This is a genomic window from Burkholderia sp. Leaf177 (assembly GCF_001424345.1).
In the GTDB taxonomy this organism is placed as follows: Bacteria; Pseudomonadota; Gammaproteobacteria; order Burkholderiales; family Burkholderiaceae; genus Caballeronia.
On sequence record NZ_LMPF01000026.1, the window covers coordinates 237,432 to 258,928 of the forward strand.

The following is a 21,497-nucleotide window of genomic DNA, read 5'->3' on the forward strand; positions in this document are numbered from 1 at the left end:
CCTCGTCAAAACAAATAATTAGTACGTCAAGCCAAATCCGAACGGATACAGCGGGTGGGCGGTGTCGTGCGGGAGATCTTCCAGTTGCGCCGCCACCTCCACCATTGAAGAAGGCAACTCAAACGGCAGTTTTCCTTCAGGCTTGCCTTTACCGGTCAACACATCGAACAGTGCTGTGTCGCTCGCGCCAAAATTCGCGAGGATGGCAGTGGCCTTCGCCTGAACATTGGTGAGGATGGCCGGTCGATCCATATAGACCGACACGATCGACTTTGGAGCACTGGCTGCCTGTTTGATCGCCTCGTAGTCGGGGTTGCCGTCGACGAACGCAAGGCTGCCTTCATGCTGCATTGCCCCAAATACGTAGTTCGGATGTAGCGTCTCGTACGGGGTATTCACACGCAGAATCGCCATGTCCGCAGCTTGCGGCGTATCGACAACCTGATAGCCGTATTTCCGCGCAATCGCAGGGTCGATGCCATACAGCCAGACTTTCTTGCTGGTGTTCGCCATTGGCAGCAGCTTGTCGTTGTTTTGCAGGAGCACCATCGACCGTCGTTGGGCATCGAGTGCCTGGGCCTGGAAGTCAGCGTTGCCCACGATCCCGCTTGCGGCATTGGCATCGACGTATGGATGATCGAACAGCCCTTGCTCGAATTTTTGCAGAAGCACGCGGTAGGCCGAATCAGCAAGACGCGCTTCAGTCAGCAAGCCCTGATTGACGGCCTGAACAATAAAACTCGGGTCGTCTTCCCCGCCAAATTGATCAATGCCCGCGTTGATCGCTTTCACGAAACGCTGCAGACGGGTCGCGCTTTCCATTCCCCAAGGCATGCCCAGTCCGACAAAAGACGGTGCTCCGGAAGAAGCGCCGTTCATGCAGTTCACGTCGCAATCGGAGGCAATCAGCCAGTCCGAAACAATCACGCCCTTGAAGTTGTACTTGCCGCGCAAGAGATCGGTCAGAAGCGCTTTGTCGTAAGCTGCGCCGACTTGCTCGAGCGCGATTCCGTCGATGGTGACCGGCCCGTCAGGTTCAGAATAAGTCGGCATGACTGAGCCCACGTTGGCGGCGAATGCACCTTCAAACGGCTTGAGATGATAGGCGTAGTTATTGCCTGGATAAGTCGCATAGCGGCCATAATAATTGTGGCTGTCGAATCCGGATTTTTGCGCGCCGTAGCCGGCCCAATGCTTGACCACGGCGATCACACTATCCGCCTGAATGCCGTTGCTACCTCCCTGGAATCCTTCAATATAAGCCTGCACCTGGGCGCGCGTCAGGTCAGCATCCTCGCCGAAGGTCCCGTTGATGCGGGACCAGCGCGGCTCGGTGGCGAGATCGGCCTGCGGTGAAAGCGCTTCGGTAATACCCACCGCGCGATACTCCTGCCGCGCGATGTCACCGAATTTGCGTGTGAGCGCGGCATCGCCGATCGCGCCAAAGCCGAGGGTTTCCGGCCACTTCGAAAAGCCGCTGTCTCCCGCGCTTGCACCGAGCACGTACTGGAAGTGATTGCGTGGATCTGAGCTGATCGAAACGGGAATGCCGAGCCGGGACTGCTCGGCGAGAGCCTGGAGCTGGTTGTACTGATCGGCCATTGTCTTCGCGTCGCCGCTCATGCGTGTGATGTAGGTGCTGATGTGCCGATCATTGATGTATGTTTTCAACGCGGCCATGTCGTAGGCCGTGCCCGTGCCCGCGCCGGTTGTATCGTTCAGGACAGGAGCCGTGCCGTGCATCATCAAGCCGGCTTTCTCGGCGAGCGTCAGGCGGCTCACCAGGTCGCGCGCCCGGACGTCGGCGCTTAACCGCCAGTCTTCAAAAGGTTCGAGCTGACCGCTCTTGTCCATGTCCTTGAATTTCAGGCCGTCCTTTGAGATCAGGTTCAGCGTCGTCTGGCCGAAATCCGGCTGCGCGACAGGGGCGGTAGCGGGGTCGTCGCTGCCGCACGCGAACAGGCCGAGCGCAAGCGTCATGCTCGACGCCGTCAACGCTGATCTGGGGAAAACTGACCGTGGATAAAAGCTCACTCGTGTCTCCTGAAATTGGTTTTTTGGTTGCTGTCGAACGACCTTACAAGAAGTCGTCCGACACTTTACCGACCCATTTCAATCGACGTTTTACCGTTGGGTGCAGCGTTTATCTTTCTGGAGCGTGCATGTAAGCGAGTTACAGTTTTCCGGTTTTCGGGCGCGAGCTATGGGAACTCCTGATGGCGCGAACACGGATCCACTAGCATTATTACGAAGTGAAAGCCCGCCGTGAGCCTATGCCCTCCAGAACGTCGTCACACTTCAGCGACCACAACCGCACTGTTTCCAATCGCATTGCCGTTTTTGCAATGGACGCCGCCGAGCGTGCCGGTATGTCGCCGCAGTTATTCACCACCCGCACCGGAATCAGCGCACAGGAACTCGTCGATAAAAACGGCCGCATCGACGCCGCCCGGCACCGGCGTGTCGTCGAGTTGATGGCACATGTGGGCGCTTCCTCGCGAGTGATGCCCGACAGGCCGCATATGTTGTTTCCGGATTTCCCCGTGCTGGGCAACCTGTGCCTCAACGCCCGGACATTGCGTGAAGCGCTGGAGTCGTATCAGACGTTTCGTCCGCTAATCGGCGAGTTCGATTTTCTCGGCTACCGCGAAACGCCGGAGCACGCGCAGTTCGAATACATCGCGGAGTTCGCGCCCGCGAGCGGTTTCCAGGCGCTGTCCAACTTCCAGGTGCTTGCCAGTCTGATAAGGGCGTACGACGGTCTGGATCAAACGGCATTTCGGGTGTCGCTCATGGGGCCCGCGCTCCCAGGAGCGAATGATATTGGCGAGTACTTTGGCGCAGCTGTGCGATATCACGCCGATGCAAACCGGCTGCAGTTCACAAGCGCTCTACTGGACGCGCCGCTTGTCCATTACAACGCCACGCTGGCGCCTTTTCTGCGGCAACAGGCTCAGCATGAGCTTCTGCGCATTCAAAGGGGGCATCGGTTCTCGTGCAGTGTCGAGCACCTTATCAGCGAAATCATCCGGGATCCGGGCGACGAGATAGATTCGTCGTCATTGCTTGCGCAAACCTGCAAGCATCTGAATACCTCACGATGGACGTTGCACCGGCGGTTGCAATCCGAAGGACTGCATTTCACCGAACTTGAATCGCGCGTGAGATCGAAAGAAGCCTGCCGGTTGCTTGGCGAGACAGCATTAAGCCTTGGACAGATCAGTGAACAACTGGGTTTTTCGTCCCAAAGTGCTTTCACGCGGTTTTTCCGCACGCGGCACGACGTGGCGCCGCTCGCGTTTCGTCAACGGGCCAAGCTCGGCTGAGCACATCAGCAGCGCTTATATCAATCCGTACTCTGCGCCATCTTCACCGGCAACGGCACGTGCAGCCATTTCTCCACAATGCCGTTCAATTCGCCGCTCTTCTTGGCATCGGTGAGAATTGCATCGACTTTCGCCTGCAGCTTCGGCTCGCCCTTGTTCAGCCCCACGTGACACGCGGATTCGTGAATCACGTATTTGAGCGCGGGCTTGTTCGGCGCCGATGCCGGTAACGTGGTGGCAATCTTGGTCGCCACGAAATCGCCCGTGCCGACCAACGGAACCTGACCTGCAAGGTACGCGGAAATCATCCCGCTGTTGTCCTCGAACCGCTTGATGTTCGTCGATGGCGGCACGCTTTTGGTCAGCATCAAATCCTCGAACGTCCCGCGTGCAACACCCACCGTCTTGCCTGCCATGTCCGCCGGGCCGTCGATCTTCATGCTCGCCGGACCATACACGCTGTTGTTGTACGGCGAATACGACTGCGAGAAGTCGATGACCTTGTCGCGCTCGGCATCGCGGCCAAGTGTCGAGACGATCAAATCCACTTTCTTCGTCTGCAAATAAGGAATGCGGTTGGCGCTCGTAACCGGAACGAGTTCGAGTTTCGCGCCGAGCTTCTTGGCGAGCAGGGCGGAGATATCGATATCGAGTCCTTCGAGCTGCATGCTCGGACCCACGGACCCAAACGGCGCGAAATCCTGCGGAACCGCCACGCGCAAGACGCCGCGTTTTTCGATGTCATCCAGTGCATCGGCATGCGCAGGCGCCACGCGCCCGATCACGCTGAGCGCAACCACGCCAAGTGTCATCAACAACTTCGAAGTTTTCATGTTTGCCCTGAAACGTGGATGGATATGCCTAGGCGTTCGAGAACGCTTCGGCATTACAAAGTCTATTAGCAAGTCTTTTGTTTTCTAAGCGATTCAAAATTCAGTTGCATGGAGTGCGGGCCAAGCGCCGGTGCAAGCCTGTTCAACGGCGTTAGCAGACGTAAGGGTAAGTACTGCCGCTGCGCGTAACCATCGATTTATTTTCCATTTTTTTCCGGACGCCCAGCGGCAAGCCGATATTTTTCCCGCCCGGAATTGCATTTTTTCCAACCTACACTGGGCGCTCGAAAATCACGCTCCGGAAATCATGAACGCGATGAACGCCATGAAGTCCACACGATTCGACTTGCTCGACGGCCTGAGAGGCATCGCCGCAATCGCCGTCATGCTCCATCACTACAGCCAGCACACGGGCTGGGACTGGTTCGGCGGCGCATGGGTCGCGGTCGATCTGTTTTTTGTGCTCTCCGGCTTCGTGATCGCGCACAGCTATAGCAAGAAAATCCTCAACGGCATGTCTTTCCGCGAATTCGCGGTAGTGCGCCTTGCGCGGCTCGGGCCGCTTTATCTATTCGGCCTGGCATTGGGTCTCTGCGCGGTATTGCTTTCGATGGCGAAGACCGGATTGCCGCAGATATCGAGCGCGCAATTGCTGACCGCCACGGCGCTCGGCGCGTTCTGGCTGCCGTATTTCAACGACATCGCCTGGCCATTCGGTCAGGACGTGGTCTATGGCGCCGCGTTTCCGTTGAACGATCCATCGTGGTCGTTGTTCTTCGAATTGTTCGTCAATGTCGTGTTTTTTGCGTATCTGGCGAAGGTTCGCAAATTGCCGAACGCGACAGTTTCATTACTCGCCTTCGTTGCGTTTATTGTTTGCACGCTGGTATTCCACAAGATCAATCCGGGCTGGGGCGCGAAGAGTTTCATGGTGGGTTTTCCGCGCGTGATCGCGGAATTCTTTGCGGGCGTATTCATCTTTTCCATCGGGCTTCAGCATAAACATCCGCATCGGCTATTTACCGCCGTTGTCACCGGCGCAGCCTTGCTGGCATTTACCATCCACGACCCGAAGATTGCGTTCATCAATTCGCTGACGCTGGTTCCTTTGTCTGTGGCGTTGCTGTGCTCGGTGTCTATCGATGGCTTGGGCAAGCGGAGTTGCAAAGTCCTGGGAGAACTGTCCTATCCGCTTTATGTGATCCATTTTCCAATTTATCGGCTCGTGTTCGAATCATTCGATGTCCGGTCGCTGAATCCCATCGCGCAAACGCTGATCGTGGCGGCGGTTTCCATCGTGCTGGCGTTATTGCTTGCCCGTGCCGACCTGGAGTTGCGGCGCAAGCTGACGAGTTTTCGGAAGCCCTCCGCCGCGGCAGTGTCCTGACGCCCGGAAGCGGTTTTCACAAACGGCTGAAAACAGCCGTGCATCGGCCGGGATAAACTGGCGGTTTCTTCCCGGCACCGCAAGCCATGACCGCCTCCCGTTTCAGCAATACCGCGCGTTATTGGCGCTCGCCGCTCCTGCCGGGCGCGGACATGCTGACGGCCGAGTATTACGACCACGAATTCACGCCGCACTGGCACGACGCCTACACGATCCCCGTGATCGAGGAGGGCGCGGAGTGCTACGACTATCGCGGGTCCAGATATGTGGCGGAAGCCGGGTCCGTACCGATCATCAATCCCGGCGAGTTGCATACGGGCGCGCGGGCGGTGGACGTGGGCTGGCGGTATCGCGTGTTTTATCTGCCGGTGGATTTCGTCCAGTCGGTCGCCGATGAAATCGCCGGTCGCGCTCAACCCATGCCCTGGTTTCAAGCGGATATCGTTCGCGACCCCGATGTCGCCCGGCGTGTCCAACGCGCGCATCAAACGCTGGAGGATGGCGGCGATCCGCTGGGCGGCAATCCGCTGGGCGGCAATCCGCTGGGCGGCGATCCGCTCGCGGCGGAACACGCGCTCTTCGATGCCGTCTCCACGTTGCTCGTGCGCCATGCGGGACAGCGCCCGCCCGTTGACCGCTTGCGGCTCGATTCAGCGCGCGTGGAGTCGATGAAATCGCGCCTCGCCGACGACGTGACCGCGCCGTTGTCACTGACGGAACTCGCGCAGACGGTCGGGCTTTCGACGTTTCACGCAGCGCGCCTCTTCACTCGCGAAACGGGCATCGCGCCGCACGCGTGGCGCAACCAGATGCGCCTGAATCGCGCGCTCGAAGCATTGCGGGCGGGGGCTTCGGTGACGGACGTCGCGGCAGCCAGCGGTTTCACGGATCAAAGCCATTTCACGCGCCACTTCAAGAAGACGTTCGGCGTTCCGCCCGGCCGCTGGCGATAAACCCACGCAACATCCGCATACCGCAAGAACGTACAAGCGCCGTTCGCGCTTCGCGTTCTATCCTCCTGGTTCACGGAGGAAACCTTGAAAACGACGTTTCAGGCAGGCAATCTCGCCGAGTTCGGCGCGGGCGCGCGCGACACCATTCCAATGATGGTCGGCGCCGCGCCCTTCGGCGTCATCTACGGCACGCTCGCGGCCACGGGACCGTTGCACGCCTGGACGGTGCAGTTCATGTCGCTGGCCGTGTTCGCGGGATCGGCGCAATTCATCGCGCTGGGTTTGATCGCCGGGCATGCGAGTTTTGCGGTGATCCTGGCAACGACGTTCATCGTCAATTTGCGGCATGTCCTGTACTCCGCGACGCTCGCGCCGTACGTGGCGCATTTGCCCGCGCGCTGGCGCTGGACGCTCGGCGCGTTCCTGACCGACGAGGTGTTCGCCGTCTCGTACGCGCATTATCAGAAGAGGCCGGCGGGCCAAACGGGGCCGTATTATTTCCTCGGCTCTGGCGTTTCGATGTACGTCAACTGGCAGATCTGGACCGTTCTCGGTTTGCTGTTCGGCTCGGCGTTTCCCGGGCTGCAGTCCAAGGGACTCGACTTTGCGATGGTCGCCACGTTTATAGCGATCATCGTGCCGCAACTGGTTGCGCTGCGATTCGTGGCGGCAGCCGTGACAGCCGGCGTGCTGGCGTTCGCGTGGAACGGCTGGCCGTACAAGCTCGGGTTACTGGCGGCGGTCGTGGTGGGCGTGGCGGTCGGCATGGTGTTGTCGATGCGCGATGAAAGAAGAAACCCCGCCGAACCGGAGCGCGCCAAATGAACGATTTCCTGCTTATTTTGGGCATGGCGTTGATCACGTACGCCATTCGTTCGGCCGTATTCGTGTTCGGCGAACGGCTGAGTTTCCCGCCGATCGTGCGGACCGCGCTGAGCTTCGTGCCGGTGACGGTGCTGACGGCGATCATCGTGCCGATGACCATTGCCCCGCACGGCGGCGGCGCCGAGTTGACGTGGCGAAACTCGCAGCTGATTGCGGCGCTCGTGGCGCTGGTGGTTTGCGCGTCGACACGCAAGCCGTTGCTGACCATCGCGGTATCGCTTGCGGTGTTTTTCGTCTGGCAGCTCGTCGTGGTGGCTTAGCCAACGTCGGCGTAAATCTCCGTCAGCAATTTTACGAACGCACTGATCTTCGGGCTGAGCTGGCGGCGCGTGGCAAACAGCGCCCACACCTCCACGTCGCGGCTCTGCAGCGTTCCCAGGTTCACGAGCTGGCCGCTTTGCAGCGCGCCGCGCGCCAGATATTCGGGTCAGCACGGCCGCGCCGGCGCTGGCAAGCGCTGCATCACGAACCATGGATATCGATGAAAACCGGGCCACCGTTCGCGGATGCAACGTGCGCGCGCCTTGCTCTCCATCGATATGCCAGACGTCGTCCGAAGCTGAAAGAAGTCCCACTGCCGGAATGACGCTCTCGGCTTGGGCAGCTTCGGCAAGCATCGGCGATGCCACCACGATCTGCGGTCCGCGCAGAAAACATCGGCCGGCAAGCGCTGTATCGGGCGCCGGATTTGCACGAATCACGACGTCGTAATCTTCCGCGACGAGATCGACGAACCGGTCCTCCGCGATCACTTCAATACGAACATCCGGAAATTGCGCGACATACGCCGCCGCGAGCCGGCCCATGGTTTCGTAGGCCAAAAACGTTGGCGCGCTGATCCGCAAGCGGCCGCTCGGCCGCCGCGAACTCATGCCGACAACGTCCGCCGCTTCCTCGATTTCAGCCAGCAGGCGTGCCGTACTCGCGTGCAGCGCCTGTCCCTCTTCCGTCAGCATCAGCGTTCCCGAGCCACGCTGCAGCAGGCGCACGCCCATTGCTTCTTCCAGCTGCATCACGCGACGCGAAAGACTTGCCTTTGGCCGTCCGGTTGCACGGCTTGCCCGGCCGAATCCGCCGTGCGTGACGACCGCGTTGAAATCCGATAGCGCATGCAGATCCATAGCTGTTCCATCGATGAGACGAGTTGTCTCAATATTAGGGCTTTCGTCTCGTCAAGGGAACGGCCAGAATGAATTCACACCTACTCCTTTTGAGGAATTCATCATGACTATCCTGATTACGGGCGCTACGGGCGCTGTTGGTTCGCAAATTGTTCATCGACTGGTCGAAGAGGGCGCGAGCGTTCGGGCAATCGCCCGTTCGCCGGAAAAAGCCAATTTGCCGGCAAGCGTCGACGTGCGCAAAGGCGACATGACCGACATCGCGTCGATGCGCGCAGCACTGGAAGGCGTCGACACGTTGTTCCTCCTGAACGCGGTTGTGGCCGACGAAGTGACGCAGGCAATCCTCACGCTGAGCCTTGCGCGCGATGCAGGCATCCAGCGCATCGTCTATTTCTCCGTGTTCAACTCGGACCGTTTCACCGACGTTCCCCACTTCACGGGCAAATATACGGTTGAACGCATGATCGAGGAATTCGACCTGCCGGCCACGATCCTGCGTCCGACTTATTTCATCCAGAACGACGCGTCGATAACAGAAGTGATCGCCGGCCATTCGGTTTATCCGATGCCGGTGGGAAGCGTCGGAGTGTCGATGGCCGATACGCGCGACATCGCGGAAGTCGCGGCCATCTGCTTGTTGCAACGCGAACGGTCAGCAACGCCGTTGCCGCGCGAAGTGATCGAAGTCGTGGGTCCGGAACCGATGACCGGCACCGCGCTTGCCGCGATCTGGACCGAGGTGCTCGACAAGCCGGTGAACTATGGCGGCGATGACCTCGATGCCTTCGAAGCGCAGATGGCAAGCCGTGCGCCGAGCTGGATGGCGCGCGATATACGCCTGATGCTCAACCGCTTTCAGCGCGACGGCATGGCCGCGAACGCGCGCGCGGTTGCGCGGATGACCGAGTTGCTGGGCCGGCCGCCACGGTCGTATCGTGAGTTCGCGATTGAAACCGCGAAGGAATGGGCGGCGAAGTAAGACGACGTTTGGCGATCGGGAATCAATCTCGATCGCCTTCGTCCTGCATCAATACGAGCGCGTGCGCGGAGGCAAGAATCGACTTCGTGCGCGCGGTCATGCGCGAACTCGGGTCGCCGGGATCGGCGGCTTATTCGGCGTCGAAGGCGGGCATCACCGGCATGGCGAAAGTGTTTGCGTCGGAACTCGTGGAACGCGGCATTCGCGTGAACACGGTGATTCCAGGCGCGACGCTCTCCGCCAGTCCCCAGTCAATGCCCGATCGCGACGCATCAGGCACGGGGCCGCATCAAACTTGCCGATATCGGCATACCTCTCGAAGTCACTGCTTGCCGCGCGGTCTGCGAGCGAACCCACGCGTATGATCTGACTCTGAAAGCAGGAAGACACCAGCCAACAGAGGGAGATAACAGGCACATGAAGTTCGACACAATCGTGCTGGGCGCGGGCATTGTGGGCGTCTCGATTGCCGTGCATCTGCAAAAGCGCGGCCGCTCGGTGGCGCTCGTGGACCGCAAGCGGCCCGGCCTGGAGACATCGTTTGGAAATGCCGGACTGTTGCAGCGCGAAGGCGTTTATCCGTACGCGCTTCCTCGCGATATCGGCACGTTGATGCACTACGCGCGCAATGATTCAATCGATGTCCATTACCACCGCGAAGCGCTCCCCGCGCTCGCGCCGTTTCTCTGGGCCTACTGGCGCAACTCCGAGCCTGCAAAACATGCGGCCATTGCGCGGCAATATGCAACGCTCATCGAACATTGCGTGACCGAGCACGAGATCCTCGCGCGAGATGCAGGCGTCGAATCCCTGCTCAAGCCAACCGGATGGATCAAGGTATTCCACACCCACGCAGCGCAAGACGACGAAGCGCGCGATGCCGAGCGCTGGCATCGTGAATACGGTGTGCAATACACGCTGCTCGATCCCGCGACGTTGCAACGAACCGAGCCGCATCTGGACCGTTCGCTCGTGGGCGGATTGCATTACACGGACGCGGTTTCGGTCAACGATCCGGGCGCGTTGGTGGCGGGTTATGCCGCGTATTTCGAGCGGCTCGGCGGACGTTTTTTCAGCGGCGATGCAACCACGCTTGCCGAAGATGGCGACGGTTGGCGCGTGACGACGGACGAGGGCGCGGTGAGTGCATCGAATGCGGTGATCGCGTTGGGACCATGGGCAAAAGACGTGACAAGCGCGCTTGGTTACAGGCTACCGCTCGCGGTCAAGCGCGGTTATCACATGCACTATGCGCCGCAGTCGGGCACGGTCCTGAACCATCCCGTGCTCGATGTCGACAATGGTTTCCTGCTCGCGCCCATGGCGCGCGGCATTCGCCTGACGACGGGCGTGGAGCTTGCCGACCGCGACGCGCCCAAGACGCCCGTGCAACTGATGCGCGCCGAACCCGTCGCGCGAACCCTGTTCCCGCTCGGCGAGCGCGTGGACGACGAACCCTGGATGGGCCGTCGTCCGTGCACGTCGGACATGATGCCGATCATTGGGCCGGCGCCGCGTCACGAGAACATGTGGTTCGCTTTTGGCCACGCGCATCACGGACTCACGCTCGGCGCTGTAACGGGCAGGTTGATTGCCTCGATGATGACGGGTGAACAACCGTTTATCGATACAACGCCGTTCAGGGCGGAACGTTTCGCGGCTTAAAAGCAAATGCGTGCTTGAGGCCGTAGAATCGTTCGTGCTTGAGCCCAGGCACATCCCTTTCTTTCTAATGGCCGACAATGAACGCAACCGCTAAGAACCGTCCCGAGATCTGGCTGATCCGTCATGGCGAAACAGAATGGAGCAAGTCGGGCCAGCACACTGGCCGCACCGACATTCCGCTCACCGATCACGGCCGCGAGCAGGCGCGGGCGCTTCGGCCGGTGCTCGCCGCGCAGACCTTCGATCTCGTGTTGCACAGTCCGATGAGCCGTGCACGCGATACCTGCGAAGAAGCCGGTCTGATCGCGCATGCTGAAGAAGAGCCGCGCTTGAGCGAATGGAACTACGGCATTTACGAAGGCCGCAAGACCGTGGATATCCAGGCAGACGAACCGGGCTGGTCCGTGTGGACATCGCCTATTGCGCAGGGCGAAAGCCTTCAGGATATCCAGGCGCGCGCGAAGTCCTTGATCGAACGTTTGCTTGGCGAGAGCGGCCGGATCGCGCTCTTTTCCCACGCGCATTTTTTACGTGTGCTCGGCGCCTGCTGGATGGCGGATTCGGCCGCGCTCGGCGCGCATTTGCTACTCGATACCGCGTCCGTCAGCGTGCTCGGTTTCGATCGTGAATCGCGTGCGCTCAAGCAGTGGAACGTCACGCATCGACCGGCCTAGAACAGGTCCTCGTGACGGCAATTCACGAGGATCTCCGCCACGCTCGCGGTGTTCGGCATTTCGATCGTGTTGGCAATGATCATCGCCAGGTCTTCGGGTTGCGTCATTGCTTGCGGTTCGAGATCGGCTATTCCGGCAGCCATGTCCGTATTCACGAAGCCGGGGCAGATTGCGGTCGCGCGAATGCCGTCGTCCCAACCGGCGCGGCGCACTGCATGATTCAGCGCGATCACGGCGTGCTTCGACATCTGGTAACCCGCGTTCAGGTTCTTCACGCGTTTTCCAGACAATGAGGCGATCTGCACCACGCGTGCGTTGCCGGGTTTTCGTAGATGCGGCAACGCCGCCTGGATCAATCGGAACGGCGCCTTGACGTTGATGTCGAGCGTTTCTTCCAGCATTTCGTCGGTGCCGTCTTCCAGCGTGATATGCGTGCAGATTCCGGCATTGCTGATCAGAACGTCGAGTTGTCCGAAGTGTTCAATGCTCGCATCCACCCAGCGGCGAGCGCTTTGTGGATCGCGCGCTTCGTAGGGAAACGTGAATGCATCGAATGGAAATTTCGCCGATGACGGGTCCCGCATTCCCAGCGACAACCGATACCCGCGCTTATGCAACTCCGTCGCAACCGCGAGCCCGATTCCGCGGTTCGCGCCTGAGATCATCGCCACTTTATTCATTGCCGTCGTCCCTTAGAAACCTGCATCGATCACGATCTTCGTACCGTCGCTGAAGCGGTTCAGCCGGAACATGTGCGGATCCACGAGCGGTTTATCATTGGTCATGAGATCCGCCATCAACTTGCCCGCCGCCGGGCCGATGCCGAATCCATGCCCCGAAAACCCCGTGCCTATGAACAACCCGGGCACGCTCTGCACGCCGGAGATGACCGGAATTGCATCGGGTGTAACGTCCATCAAACCCGCCCAGCGCTGCGCAATACGCGCGCCGCTCATATGCGGAAAGACTTTCACGAACTCGCGCAAACCGGCGTCGGTGTATTGGGAAATCGGCTCGGGATCGAGCGTGCGGACGTCTTCGAATGCGGTGCGTTTATCGAGCGCCCATTTGCGCGGCCGGCGAAGTTCCTCGAAGAAACGCTCGCCCACGCCAATGCGCAATGCACCCAGCTGACTCTTGAGCGCAGGAATATATTTGGGAAAGAGACGAAAGCTGTCAGGCGTGATATCCGTATATGTGCGAAAACCAAAAGCGATCGTGTAGCCGCCGTCCGCGCGTTTGCGGAACGCGAACTCCTTGTTGCTTGCGCTCACGGCCGGACCGCCTTCAATGGGCGCCGTGCGCAGAACCGACGCCTTGACCATCAACTGAGGCACATCGATACCCAGATTGCCGCAGAACAATCGCGACCACGCGCCGCCCGCGACGACCACGCTCTTGCACCGGATCGTGCCGAGTTCGGTCACAACGGCGCTCACGCGTCCCGCGCTGGTTTCAATCCCACGCACGGCGCACGGCGTCAGGATTTTCACGCCGCGCTTGCGCAATGCATTCGCAATCGCAGGCGCGGCTTTTTGCGGCTCGGCGCGGCCATCGCCCGCCGTATATAAACCGCCCTTGAACGAACGCGATGCACCCGGCAACAGATTCGCCACTGCTTTCGCGTCGATCTCTCGCGTGTCGAATGCGTCCTTGCCGACGAGCGCCTGCGCTTTCTCGAGCCATACCTGATGCTCTTGCATCTTCGCGTCGTCGTTGGCCATGTACAGGATGCCGCATTGCTTGAAACCGGTATCGATGCCAAGCGTTTCGTCGAGCTTGCGCCACAGCTTCAGGCTTTCGATGCTGAGCTCGAACTCGCGCATGTCGCGATGCGTGACACGCACCCAGCCCCAGTTGCGGCTCGACTGTTCGCCGGCAATGTGCCCCTTTTCGCATACCGCCACGCGCAGGCCTTTTTCGCTGAGATAAAGCGCCGTGCTCACGCCGATGATTCCGCCGCCGATTACGACGACGTCCACTTCGGTGGGCAAGGTGGTGTCGTCGGCAACGGTCTCGACTTGTGGTCCCATAAGGTGTTCTTTCCCCGCGTGGTTACGAAATTAGTTAGTTATGCTGTCCGGTCATGCTGGTGCGCGCGGCTGCTGCCTGACGCTTAAGCTGCTTGCGCGTGGTTGCGCTTGCGCCGCCCGCCCGCGGATTCGAATGCCGATTGGTCCATCGGTCAATATGATTGATCGCGTGCGTGAGCGGCACGGTAATCAGCAAATACACCAGTCCTGCGGCCACGAGCGGCGACAGGTTCGCGGTGTTCACAGACGTGTTCTGACCAATGGTGAAAAGATCGCGTTGCGAGGTCAGCAAGCCGAGGAAATAGACCAGGCTCGAGTCCTTCACAATGGAGATGAACTGGTTGGCCAGCGCCGGCAAGATGCGCCGAATCCCTTGTGGCACGATCACGTGACGCATGGCGGTCCAGTAATTCATGCCGAGCGCCTGACAGGCGGAGAGCTGACCTTTGCCCACGCTCTGAATTCCTGAACGAAAAATCTCGGCTATATACGCCGATGAAATCAGCCCCAGCGCCACGATTGCAAGCGGATACGGATTCGGCCCGAAGATAGCAAGGCCGACGGGCGCAAGACCTTGTCCGACCAGCAGGATCACCAGCGCCGCCGGCAAGCCGCGGAACACATCCACGAAGATTCGCGCCGGCACTTCGAGCCATCGCATATTTGAAACGGCCATCAGCGCCAGCACCATGCCCGCGATGATTCCGAGCATGGTTGAGAACAGCGAGAGCACCAGCGTATTCACAAGCCCGGTTTCAAGCAGCGCAGGCAGCGATCCCGTAAGCAACTGCCAGTCGAGGAAGTTCTGCAGGAATGCATTCATGGCGCTCTCCGGAAAAAGGCGGGCTTGAAGAATCAGCTACCGGTTTTCATCGCGTACGGCGGCAGGCTTTCTGGTTTCGGATAACCCGGATGGAACTGCGTATAAAGCTTCAGCCACGTGCCGTCTGCAACCAGATCGTTGAGGGTTTTATTGACCGCGGCTTCGAGCTTGGCGTTACCCTTGTGCATCGGGAAACCGGCCGGAAGATTGACGGCGGAGATGTCCAGCCGGTCTTCGATTTTCAAAGCCGGATACTTTTCCTGCAGGCCGTCGACGAGGGATTTATCGATGAAATATCCGTCGATGTACTTCGAGCGCATCGAAAGAAATCCTGCATTTACGTTCGGGAAACGCACGATCTGCGCGCCCGGCAAATAGCTGTCCGAATACGTGTCCTCGATCGTTCCCTGCACCACGCCAATGCGTTTGCCCTTGACCGATGCCTTGTCGCTCGTGATCGAGCTGCCCGGTAACGCGGCGACGCTGAGCAAACCGGTGAGATAACCTTCGGAGAAATCGACCATCTTCAGGCGGTCTGTCGTTATGGATATGGAGCCGGCTGCAAGATCGATCTGCTGGTTCGTTACGCTTGGCAACAGGCCGCTGAAATCCTGTGCGCGGAAGTCGACACTCAAGCCCAGCTTCGCGCCGATGGCACGCAATAGTTCCACGTCGAAGCCCGTCATCTTGCCGTTGTCGATGTAGGAATACGGCTTGTTGTTCGCATCCACGCCGGCCATCAGTTTGCCCGGCGCGAGCGTGCCGAGGTCATCGGCATGAGCGCTCGTTGCGGTCATCAACGAAAGAGGCACGACGATCGAGAGAAGGCTGAATAAGTGTCGAAACCGCATGTTGGTCGCTCCGGGAAGAACTGCAATGGATAAGGATAAAGCCTCAAAAAGCGTGTGTCAGGACAATGCGCCGCGCACGCGGCCGTTCCAGCAATCATCGAGTTGATAAAGCGCCGCGCCGACCGGCACGCTCAACGTACTCGCGATTCCGGCGGGACTCAGCGGAAACGGTCCTTCGCCGAAAGCGCCGGGCGCGGCTTCGAGGCCGAGCAGGGACTTCGCGATGCGCTGCCCGAGATACGACATGAGCGCGACGCCATTGCCATTGCAGCCAAGCGCGTAATGCACGCCGTCACGCTGGCCGATGTGCGCGAGCTTGTCGCCTGTCATGGCCACATAACCTTTCCATGCGTGCGTGATGCGCACGTCGCGCAATGCGGGCCACAGTTCGATCATTTTCGCGCGCAAGATCCGGGCGGCTTCACGTTCGCCGACTTCTCTGAACGATGGCCGCGAGCCGAATAACATGCGGGTTCCATCGGGCGATGGCCGCGTATAAAACAGGTTGCGCTTCGAGTCGCTGATCATTCGGCGTCCGGGATTCAACACGTCCATGAGCCCGGGCGGCAGCGGTTCCGTTGCAATCTGATAACTTGCGACCGGCAGCACGCGTCGAGCAAAAAACGGCGTCAGGCGGCCTGTATAACCGTTGGTCGCGACCAGCACGCGACCTGCGTTTATCTTGCCGCGCGCCGTATGCACGATGAACCGCGTACCTGTCGGGCCGATACCTTCGATACCTTCGATACGTTCAATACGTTCGATCCGTTCGACCGCCGCATGCGAGTGCAATGTCGCGCCGCGCCGCCGCGCAAGATCACGCAACGCGCGATGGTATCGGGCCGTATGCAGGCCGCCGTATTCATCGACGAGAATGCCGCCGTAGTAATAATCCGATCCCACTACCGCGCGCTGTTCCGCGCGCGTCACCACGTGCACGGTCACGCCGGTCTTGTCGCGCAAAAGCTCGCCTTGTTTGCGCAGCCGCTCGAAATGGCCGGGCGTGAATGCACCGAAAAAACGGCCGGTGATCTGCAGGCCGGCATCGAGCGATTCAGTCTCGATCAGCTGTTTCAGATAATCGAAGCTCGCGTTGGATTCGGCCATCAACCGGCCAAGCCGTTCCGCCGATACCCCGCGGATCGCATTCGTGAGCGCGAGCTTCTGTCCGCTCGACACCATGCCGCCACTGCGCGTGCTGCCGCCCGCGCCGAGTTCGGCCGCGTCCAGAACCGCGACCGTCGCGCCGTGTTGCGCCGCTTCCGCCGCCGCCGATAATCCGCAATATCCGCTGCCGACGATCAGCACATCCACGTTCGCGGGAAGCGCCGTGCGCGATGTCTCGGGCGGCGCCTCGTCCCACCAATAAGGCGCGACGCGGAAATCATCGTGGAATAGCAGTGAGTCGGCTCGCATGGATCTGGTTTGCGTTGTCTGGCTTTACGTGTTTTTAGTCTAGGAGCGCTTTCGCTATCCGGTCAAATACGGCCAAAAACGGCTTCCATTCATTTTTGATATGGCAAGCTTGAAGGTCGCCACGTGAAAAGCTCCGGGGAAATCCATGAACCAACGGCAAATCGAGGCCTTCAGGCTCGTCATGTTGCGTGGATCGATGACCGCCGCCGCCGAGGAACTCGGCACGTCGCAGCCCAGCATCAGCCGGTTGATATCGGAACTGGAGGCATCGACTGGCCTTGCGCTTTTCACGCGCAACGGCGGGCGCATTCAGGCGACCGATGCAGGCAGCGCGTTTTATCGAGAGGTGGACCGGAGTTTTGTCGGCATCGAAAAGCTCGCGCATTCCGCGCGCGAAATCCGGCAGTTCGGCAGCGGCCGTTTGCGGCTGGTCGCGGCGCCGGTGGTCGCGTTATCGTTCGTACCGCTCGTGATCGAGCGTTTTCTGGCGGCGTATCCGCGCATTGCGATATCGCTGGAAATGCGCAGCGAAGGCACGATCCAGCGATGGGCGTCATCGGGATATTGCGACGTGGGTTTCGGGACCATCACGCCCGACGCGTTTGGTGTCACGAGCGCGGAGTTGTACCGGCTGCCGGGCGTCTGCGCGTTGCCTGCAAACCATCCGCTTGCCACGCGCGAGCGCATTCACGCACGCGACCTTAAAGATCAGAGTCTGATCCTGCCGTCTTATGCCGATGGCACCCGTTCATCGCTCGATCGCGCATTGCGGCAAGCCGGCGTGAACCAGGTGCCGACCATCGAGACGCCTTACGGCGCGACCATTTGCGCAATGGTTGCGCGCGGTCTGGGCGTGGGCGTGGTGAACCCGCTCGCCACGTTCGACGCGAATCCCGCACGCATCGAGTTCCGGCCTTTCTCGCCCGACGTGATGTTTCGCGGCTTCACCGTCTGTCCGCAATTGCAGCATCCGAACCCGCTAGTAAGCACGTTCCTCGAACTCACTCGCGAGACGATGGCGATTGAAGCCTTGCGTTTGCGGCAGCTTGGATAATGCTCAAGTAGGCGCGCCAGTCTGTTTTTTCGGATCCGCTTTCATGAACGCCGGATGTTGATCGCAGACGCTCATGATCCTGTCGATGGTCGGAATATCCGGCACGGTGATCTTGAACACGCGCGTGATGGCAACAATACTCGCGAGGCAAATATCGGCCATGGTGGGTTGATCGCCATGACAATAAACGCCGGTTTCCGATGAACCCGCAAGACGCTCCTCGATTGCGGTGAGACCGGTGCTCAGCCACTTGATTTGCCACGCGCGCCACGCTGCGTCGTCGAAACCGCCGGTTGTCTGCAGATACTTTTTCACGCGCGGCACGACCATGGGATGCGTGTCGGCGGCGCACATCGATGCAATCGAACGCACGCGCGCCCGTGCATACACGTCGCTCGGCAACAAAGGCGGCGAGGGCTGAAGTTCATCGAGGAATTCGAGGATTGCAAGCGACTGCGTAAGCGGTTCGTGTCCCTCTTGCACGAGTGCGGGAATCGATCCGAGCGGACTGATCTTCAGGAATTCATCGCTGCGTTGTTCGCCGGCATCGAGATTAATGTTCTGCTCATGCGCGCTCAAGCCTTTCAGATTGAGTGCGACGCGTACGCGAAATGCGGCGGACGAACGCCAGAATGCATAGAGTTCGAATTGTGCTTGCTCGGCCATGACGTGCTTCCTTTCGGGTTGATTGCATCGGGAAAAGTTTGATCCATCGACTTTATACGATGCACGAAAGAGAAACGCGAAGCACGAAATACAAATGCCCGGTGAATTTGCATTCACCGGGCATTTGCTAATTCAAAAGCTCGATCTCGAGCGTTCAATCAATTGTGCGAATAGATCGAACGTGTGTCGTTGGTTTGAACACGGCTGCCTGATTCGGTATTTGTATTCTTCACGCCACCATAAGCGCGCGAGTCGCCGTTTTGCTGTGCGTTTTGCGCCGCGATGGTTTGCGCGCTTTGACCGCGCTGCGATTCCGGTGCGCCGACTAACGGGTTGTACGACGGTGCCGGACCATAACCGCTGCTTGCGAATGCGGGTGCCGCGACGGCGGCGGAAACGGCGATCAACAACGATGCAATAAGGGTCTTGTTCATGATGTGCTCCGATGCGTATCAATGACTTCATTCATGGGCTACGCAGCGGGTTGTTGCTCAGTCGCGCTGCGTCGATGGAAATCAGTATATGCGCGCACTATCGAAATATTGTACCGATAGCAGTGACAAGTGAATCCACCGAGAACGAATAATCGGAGCGTCGTTTTGACTTTTAAACGCTAGCGCCCTTGCGCGGGCAACGCCTTCAATTCGACGTCGGGCGCGACCGTATTTCCCACGGCGGCGCCAGGGACATTCACCGACGACTGCTCCAGGCGGTTGCTGTCCTTGCGCGCCATGGCGGCGCAATCGCCCATCGGCAGACGTTTGACGACAATAAATGCAACGAGCATGGCCATCGTGCCGAAAACTGCATTGCTCGCGGCAATTCCGATCATCACGCCAATCGGTCCGTACTTGATGCCGACCGCGACGAAAGGCAAGGTGCCGAGCGTCGCGCGGCCCCAGTTGAACAAGGTCGACAGCAACGGCCGGTCGAGGTTGTTGAACGTCGCGTTCGCAACGAACAGACACCCGACGAACGCGTAACTCGCCACCAGCCATGAACAAAACACGCGGATGATCATCGCGGTGTCTCCGCGCGCCGAAAACGCGCGGATCAGGCCGTTCTGAACCAGCGCGAGCACGAGCCACGCCACCGCGACCGTCAGCAGCACGAACACGAGGCTGTTGCGGATCGTTTCGCGAATCCGGTCCGCGCGGCCGGCGCCGAGATTCTGCGCGATGATCGGACCCACCGCGCCGGTGAGCGCGAAGATCAGCGCGAAAGCCACGGGCGCGATCCGGTCGACGGTCGCCTGACCGGCCACGGCGGCTGCGCCGAAACGCGCCATCGCGTGCGTGACGTAAGCGCTTGCAACGGGCGTGGCGAGATTGGTCAGCACGGCGGGCAGCGCGACTTTCATGACGGGCCGGCTATGCGTCCAGAGCCGCGAGAAGCGCACGGGGCCGATCAGGTCGTTGACGCGCATTGCGCCATGCAAACCGACCGCCGCGAGCGCCAGACGTGCAATATCGTTCGATATCGCGGCGCCCGTCAGCCCGAGATGAAAACCGAAGATGAGGATGGGATCGAGCACTGCGGTGACCACGGCGGCCACCAGTGTGACGGCCATTGCGCGCCGTGCGTCCCCGATTGAACGCATCAGCGCAGCCGTGCACATGCCGATGGCGAAGAACACGTACGTGGGCGCAGTGATCATCAGGAAGCTGCGCGCCAGCGTGCGGGTTTCGCCTGCTGCGCCGAGCGCGCTCAGGATCGGATCAAGGAACAGCAACGTGGCCGCGCTCAATACGATCGTCACGGCGACCATCAGAACAAGGCTGGCGGATGCAACCTGCCGTGCTTTCATGCGCTGCCCTGCGCCGAGAAGACGCGCGACGGTGGCGCTGACGCCTATGGTCATGCCAATTGAAATGGCTGTGATGAAAAAGTTGATGGTGCCGGCGAAACCGACGGCGGCGGCAATGGATGTATCGCCGAGAAGGGAGACATAGAAGAGGTTGGCGAGATCGACGGCGAACACCGCCATCAGCCCAATCGCACCGGTGCCCGCCATTACGACTACGTGGCGCAGCGTGGAACCTGTCACGAATCTGGCGGATGAGCGTGCGATGGCGGCCTGTCGTATCGAAGTCATGTTGAAGCGCGCGGTTTCAGTGCGCGAATCATCGCATGAATGATGTGCAAGTCTTGATGTTGCGCGCGTGACGAATTTGTTGCAGGCGCCAAAATCAAGTCATGTGCCATTGCGCCATAGACGTTTTTTCACATGCCGATGTTGTTGAAACGCCTTCATGCTCACCTACAATGTCCGTGCAGCCGCAACTGTCTGCAATCTTCTATGTCCTGCGAAACGTTTCAGGGAATGGAGCTTGCGGACAGGCTGCTTGAAGCGGCAATCAAGTTGCTTCCACCATCGAATAAGGGATACCCATCATGAGCATTTTCGGAACGATCCTGAGCAAGATTTTCCCTTCCAGCCACCCGGCCGTCGCAGCGCCCGCACCGGTCGCAGCACCGGGCACGCCGGCAGCCGCCGCGCCTGCAACTTCACCTGAGGTCGCTGCAGCGCCGCCGGTCGATGTCGAAGCAGTCTTGACCGACCTGCAATCCAAAACGTCGGAACAATTGAACTGGAAGACATCGATTGTCGACCTGATGAAGTTGCTTGGCCTGGACAGCAGTCTTGCCGCGCGCAAGGAACTTGCCGGCGAACTGCATTTCCCCGGCGATACGAACGATTCGGCATCCATGAATATCTGGTTGCACAAAGCCGTCATGGCGCAACTCGCGGCCAACGGCGGCAAAGTGCCGGATAGTTTGAAGAACTGAGTATTGTTCTTTTAGCGTAGCCCGAAGTAGCTGCACGA

22 protein-coding genes and 1 pseudogene are annotated in these 21,497 nt (G+C 59.8%); 11 read left to right on the top strand and 12 right to left on the bottom strand.

The window, feature by feature from the left end; genetic code table 11:
* Positions 1 to 18 precede the first annotated feature (18 nt).
* Positions 19 to 1,980: a glycoside hydrolase family 3 protein gene (locus ASG35_RS30190; protein WP_056366700.1), complete on the bottom strand. Its 1,962-nt coding sequence runs from the start codon at positions 1,978 to 1,980 to the stop codon at positions 19 to 21.
* 293 nt (positions 1,981 to 2,273) lie between these two features.
* Here ASG35_RS30190 and ASG35_RS30195 point away from each other — a divergent pair, with 293 nt between their 5' ends.
* Positions 2,274 to 3,326 (top strand): helix-turn-helix transcriptional regulator, encoded by a 1,053-nt coding sequence (locus ASG35_RS30195; protein WP_082508690.1) that lies wholly within the window; start codon positions 2,274 to 2,276, stop codon positions 3,324 to 3,326.
* A gap of 20 nt (positions 3,327 to 3,346) precedes the next feature.
* Here the strand turns inward: ASG35_RS30195 and ASG35_RS30200 are convergent, their stop codons facing one another.
* Complete coding sequence (locus ASG35_RS30200; protein ID WP_056366706.1) at positions 3,347 to 4,159, bottom strand: transporter substrate-binding domain-containing protein; 813 nt, start codon at positions 4,157 to 4,159, stop codon at positions 3,347 to 3,349.
* Between the two features lie 307 nt (positions 4,160 to 4,466).
* Here ASG35_RS30200 and ASG35_RS30205 point away from each other — a divergent pair, with 307 nt between their 5' ends.
* The 4 genes from ASG35_RS30205 (at position 4,467) to ASG35_RS30220 (ending at position 7,644) form a co-directional block, all read left to right on the top strand.
* Positions 4,467 to 5,546, top strand: coding sequence for an acyltransferase family protein (locus tag ASG35_RS30205; protein WP_056366709.1), 1,080 nt, complete (start codon positions 4,467 to 4,469; stop codon positions 5,544 to 5,546).
* Between the two features lie 86 nt (positions 5,547 to 5,632).
* A complete protein-coding gene (locus ASG35_RS30210) occupies positions 5,633 to 6,499 on the top strand; it encodes a helix-turn-helix transcriptional regulator (protein WP_056366712.1) in 867 nt (288 codons plus the stop codon).
* 150 nt (positions 6,500 to 6,649) lie between these two features.
* Positions 6,650 to 7,324 carry an AzlC family ABC transporter permease gene (locus ASG35_RS30215; protein ID WP_082508701.1) on the top strand — a complete coding sequence of 225 codons (675 nt, stop codon included), beginning with the start codon at positions 6,650 to 6,652 and terminating at the stop codon, positions 7,322 to 7,324.
* On the top strand, positions 7,321 to 7,644 hold the full coding sequence (locus ASG35_RS30220; protein WP_056366717.1) for an AzlD domain-containing protein: 324 nt from the start codon (positions 7,321 to 7,323) through the stop codon (positions 7,642 to 7,644). Before ASG35_RS30215 ends, ASG35_RS30220 begins: the two co-directional genes overlap by 4 nt.
* Here the strand turns inward: ASG35_RS30220 and ASG35_RS32495 are convergent.
* Positions 7,641 to 7,769 carry a hypothetical protein gene (locus ASG35_RS32495; RefSeq protein ID WP_268761146.1) on the bottom strand — a complete coding sequence of 43 codons (129 nt, stop codon included), beginning with the start codon at positions 7,767 to 7,769 and terminating at the stop codon, positions 7,641 to 7,643. The genes ASG35_RS30220 and ASG35_RS32495 overlap by 4 nt on opposite strands.
* Position 7,770: 1 nt before the next feature.
* Positions 7,771 to 8,505: pseudogene (locus ASG35_RS32875) on the bottom strand (LysR family transcriptional regulator); the annotation flags it as partial.
* Positions 8,506 to 8,608: 103 nt separating this feature from the next.
* On the opposite strand from ASG35_RS32875, the gene ASG35_RS30230 reads away from it, so the two are divergent.
* From ASG35_RS30230 to ASG35_RS30245, 4 genes are all read left to right on the top strand, one after another.
* Positions 8,609 to 9,487, top strand: coding sequence for an SDR family oxidoreductase (locus tag ASG35_RS30230; protein WP_056366725.1), 879 nt, complete (start codon positions 8,609 to 8,611; stop codon positions 9,485 to 9,487).
* 86 nt (positions 9,488 to 9,573) lie between these two features.
* Complete coding sequence (locus ASG35_RS32880; RefSeq protein WP_235527786.1) at positions 9,574 to 9,852, top strand: SDR family NAD(P)-dependent oxidoreductase; 279 nt, start codon at positions 9,574 to 9,576, stop codon at positions 9,850 to 9,852.
* Between the two features lie 52 nt (positions 9,853 to 9,904).
* The gene (locus tag ASG35_RS30240) at positions 9,905 to 11,152 is read left to right on the top strand and encodes an NAD(P)/FAD-dependent oxidoreductase (RefSeq protein ID WP_056366732.1); all 1,248 of its coding nucleotides are present in this window, start codon (positions 9,905 to 9,907) and stop codon (positions 11,150 to 11,152) included.
* A gap of 77 nt (positions 11,153 to 11,229) precedes the next feature.
* Complete coding sequence (locus ASG35_RS30245; RefSeq protein WP_056366735.1) at positions 11,230 to 11,826, top strand: histidine phosphatase family protein; 597 nt, start codon at positions 11,230 to 11,232, stop codon at positions 11,824 to 11,826.
* Here the strand turns inward: ASG35_RS30245 and ASG35_RS30250 are convergent.
* The 5 genes from ASG35_RS30250 to ASG35_RS30270 form a co-directional block, all read right to left on the bottom strand.
* On the bottom strand, positions 11,823 to 12,506 hold the full coding sequence (locus ASG35_RS30250; RefSeq protein WP_056366738.1) for an SDR family NAD(P)-dependent oxidoreductase: 684 nt from the start codon (positions 12,504 to 12,506) through the stop codon (positions 11,823 to 11,825). The genes ASG35_RS30245 and ASG35_RS30250 overlap by 4 nt on opposite strands.
* A gap of 12 nt (positions 12,507 to 12,518) precedes the next feature.
* Positions 12,519 to 13,859 (bottom strand): NAD(P)/FAD-dependent oxidoreductase, encoded by a 1,341-nt coding sequence (locus ASG35_RS30255; RefSeq protein WP_056366741.1) that lies wholly within the window; start codon positions 13,857 to 13,859, stop codon positions 12,519 to 12,521.
* Positions 13,860 to 13,893: 34 nt separating this feature from the next.
* Positions 13,894 to 14,682, bottom strand: a complete 789-nt coding sequence (locus ASG35_RS30260) for an amino acid ABC transporter permease (RefSeq protein ID WP_056366743.1) — start codon at positions 14,680 to 14,682, stop codon at positions 13,894 to 13,896.
* Between the two features lie 32 nt (positions 14,683 to 14,714).
* Positions 14,715 to 15,479, bottom strand: coding sequence for a substrate-binding periplasmic protein (locus ASG35_RS30265; protein ID WP_327019676.1), 765 nt, complete (start codon positions 15,477 to 15,479; stop codon positions 14,715 to 14,717).
* A 111-nt stretch (positions 15,480 to 15,590) separates the two neighbouring features.
* The gene (locus tag ASG35_RS30270) at positions 15,591 to 16,949 is read right to left on the bottom strand and encodes an NAD(P)/FAD-dependent oxidoreductase (protein WP_056366751.1); all 1,359 of its coding nucleotides are present in this window, start codon (positions 16,947 to 16,949) and stop codon (positions 15,591 to 15,593) included.
* A 145-nt stretch (positions 16,950 to 17,094) separates the two neighbouring features.
* On the opposite strand from ASG35_RS30270, the gene ASG35_RS30275 reads away from it, so the two are divergent.
* Entirely contained in the window at positions 17,095 to 18,003 is a 909-nt protein-coding gene (locus ASG35_RS30275; RefSeq protein ID WP_056366754.1) for a LysR substrate-binding domain-containing protein, read from the top strand.
* A gap of 3 nt (positions 18,004 to 18,006) precedes the next feature.
* Here ASG35_RS30275 and maiA read toward each other — a convergent pair whose 3' ends face one another.
* The 3 genes from maiA to ASG35_RS30290 form a co-directional block, all read right to left on the bottom strand.
* A complete protein-coding gene (gene maiA, locus ASG35_RS30280; RefSeq protein WP_056366757.1) occupies positions 18,007 to 18,669 on the bottom strand; it encodes a maleylacetoacetate isomerase in 663 nt (220 codons plus the stop codon).
* Positions 18,670 to 18,827: 158 nt separating this feature from the next.
* Complete coding sequence (locus ASG35_RS30285; protein ID WP_056366759.1) at positions 18,828 to 19,103, bottom strand: hypothetical protein; 276 nt, start codon at positions 19,101 to 19,103, stop codon at positions 18,828 to 18,830.
* 179 nt (positions 19,104 to 19,282) lie between these two features.
* A complete protein-coding gene (locus ASG35_RS30290) occupies positions 19,283 to 20,764 on the bottom strand; it encodes an MATE family efflux transporter (protein ID WP_082508691.1) in 1,482 nt (493 codons plus the stop codon).
* Between the two features lie 299 nt (positions 20,765 to 21,063).
* Here ASG35_RS30290 and ASG35_RS30295 point away from each other — a divergent pair, with 299 nt between their 5' ends.
* A complete protein-coding gene (locus ASG35_RS30295; protein ID WP_056366762.1) occupies positions 21,064 to 21,459 on the top strand; it encodes a DUF3597 domain-containing protein in 396 nt (131 codons plus the stop codon).
* Positions 21,460 to 21,497: the final 38 nt, after the last annotated feature.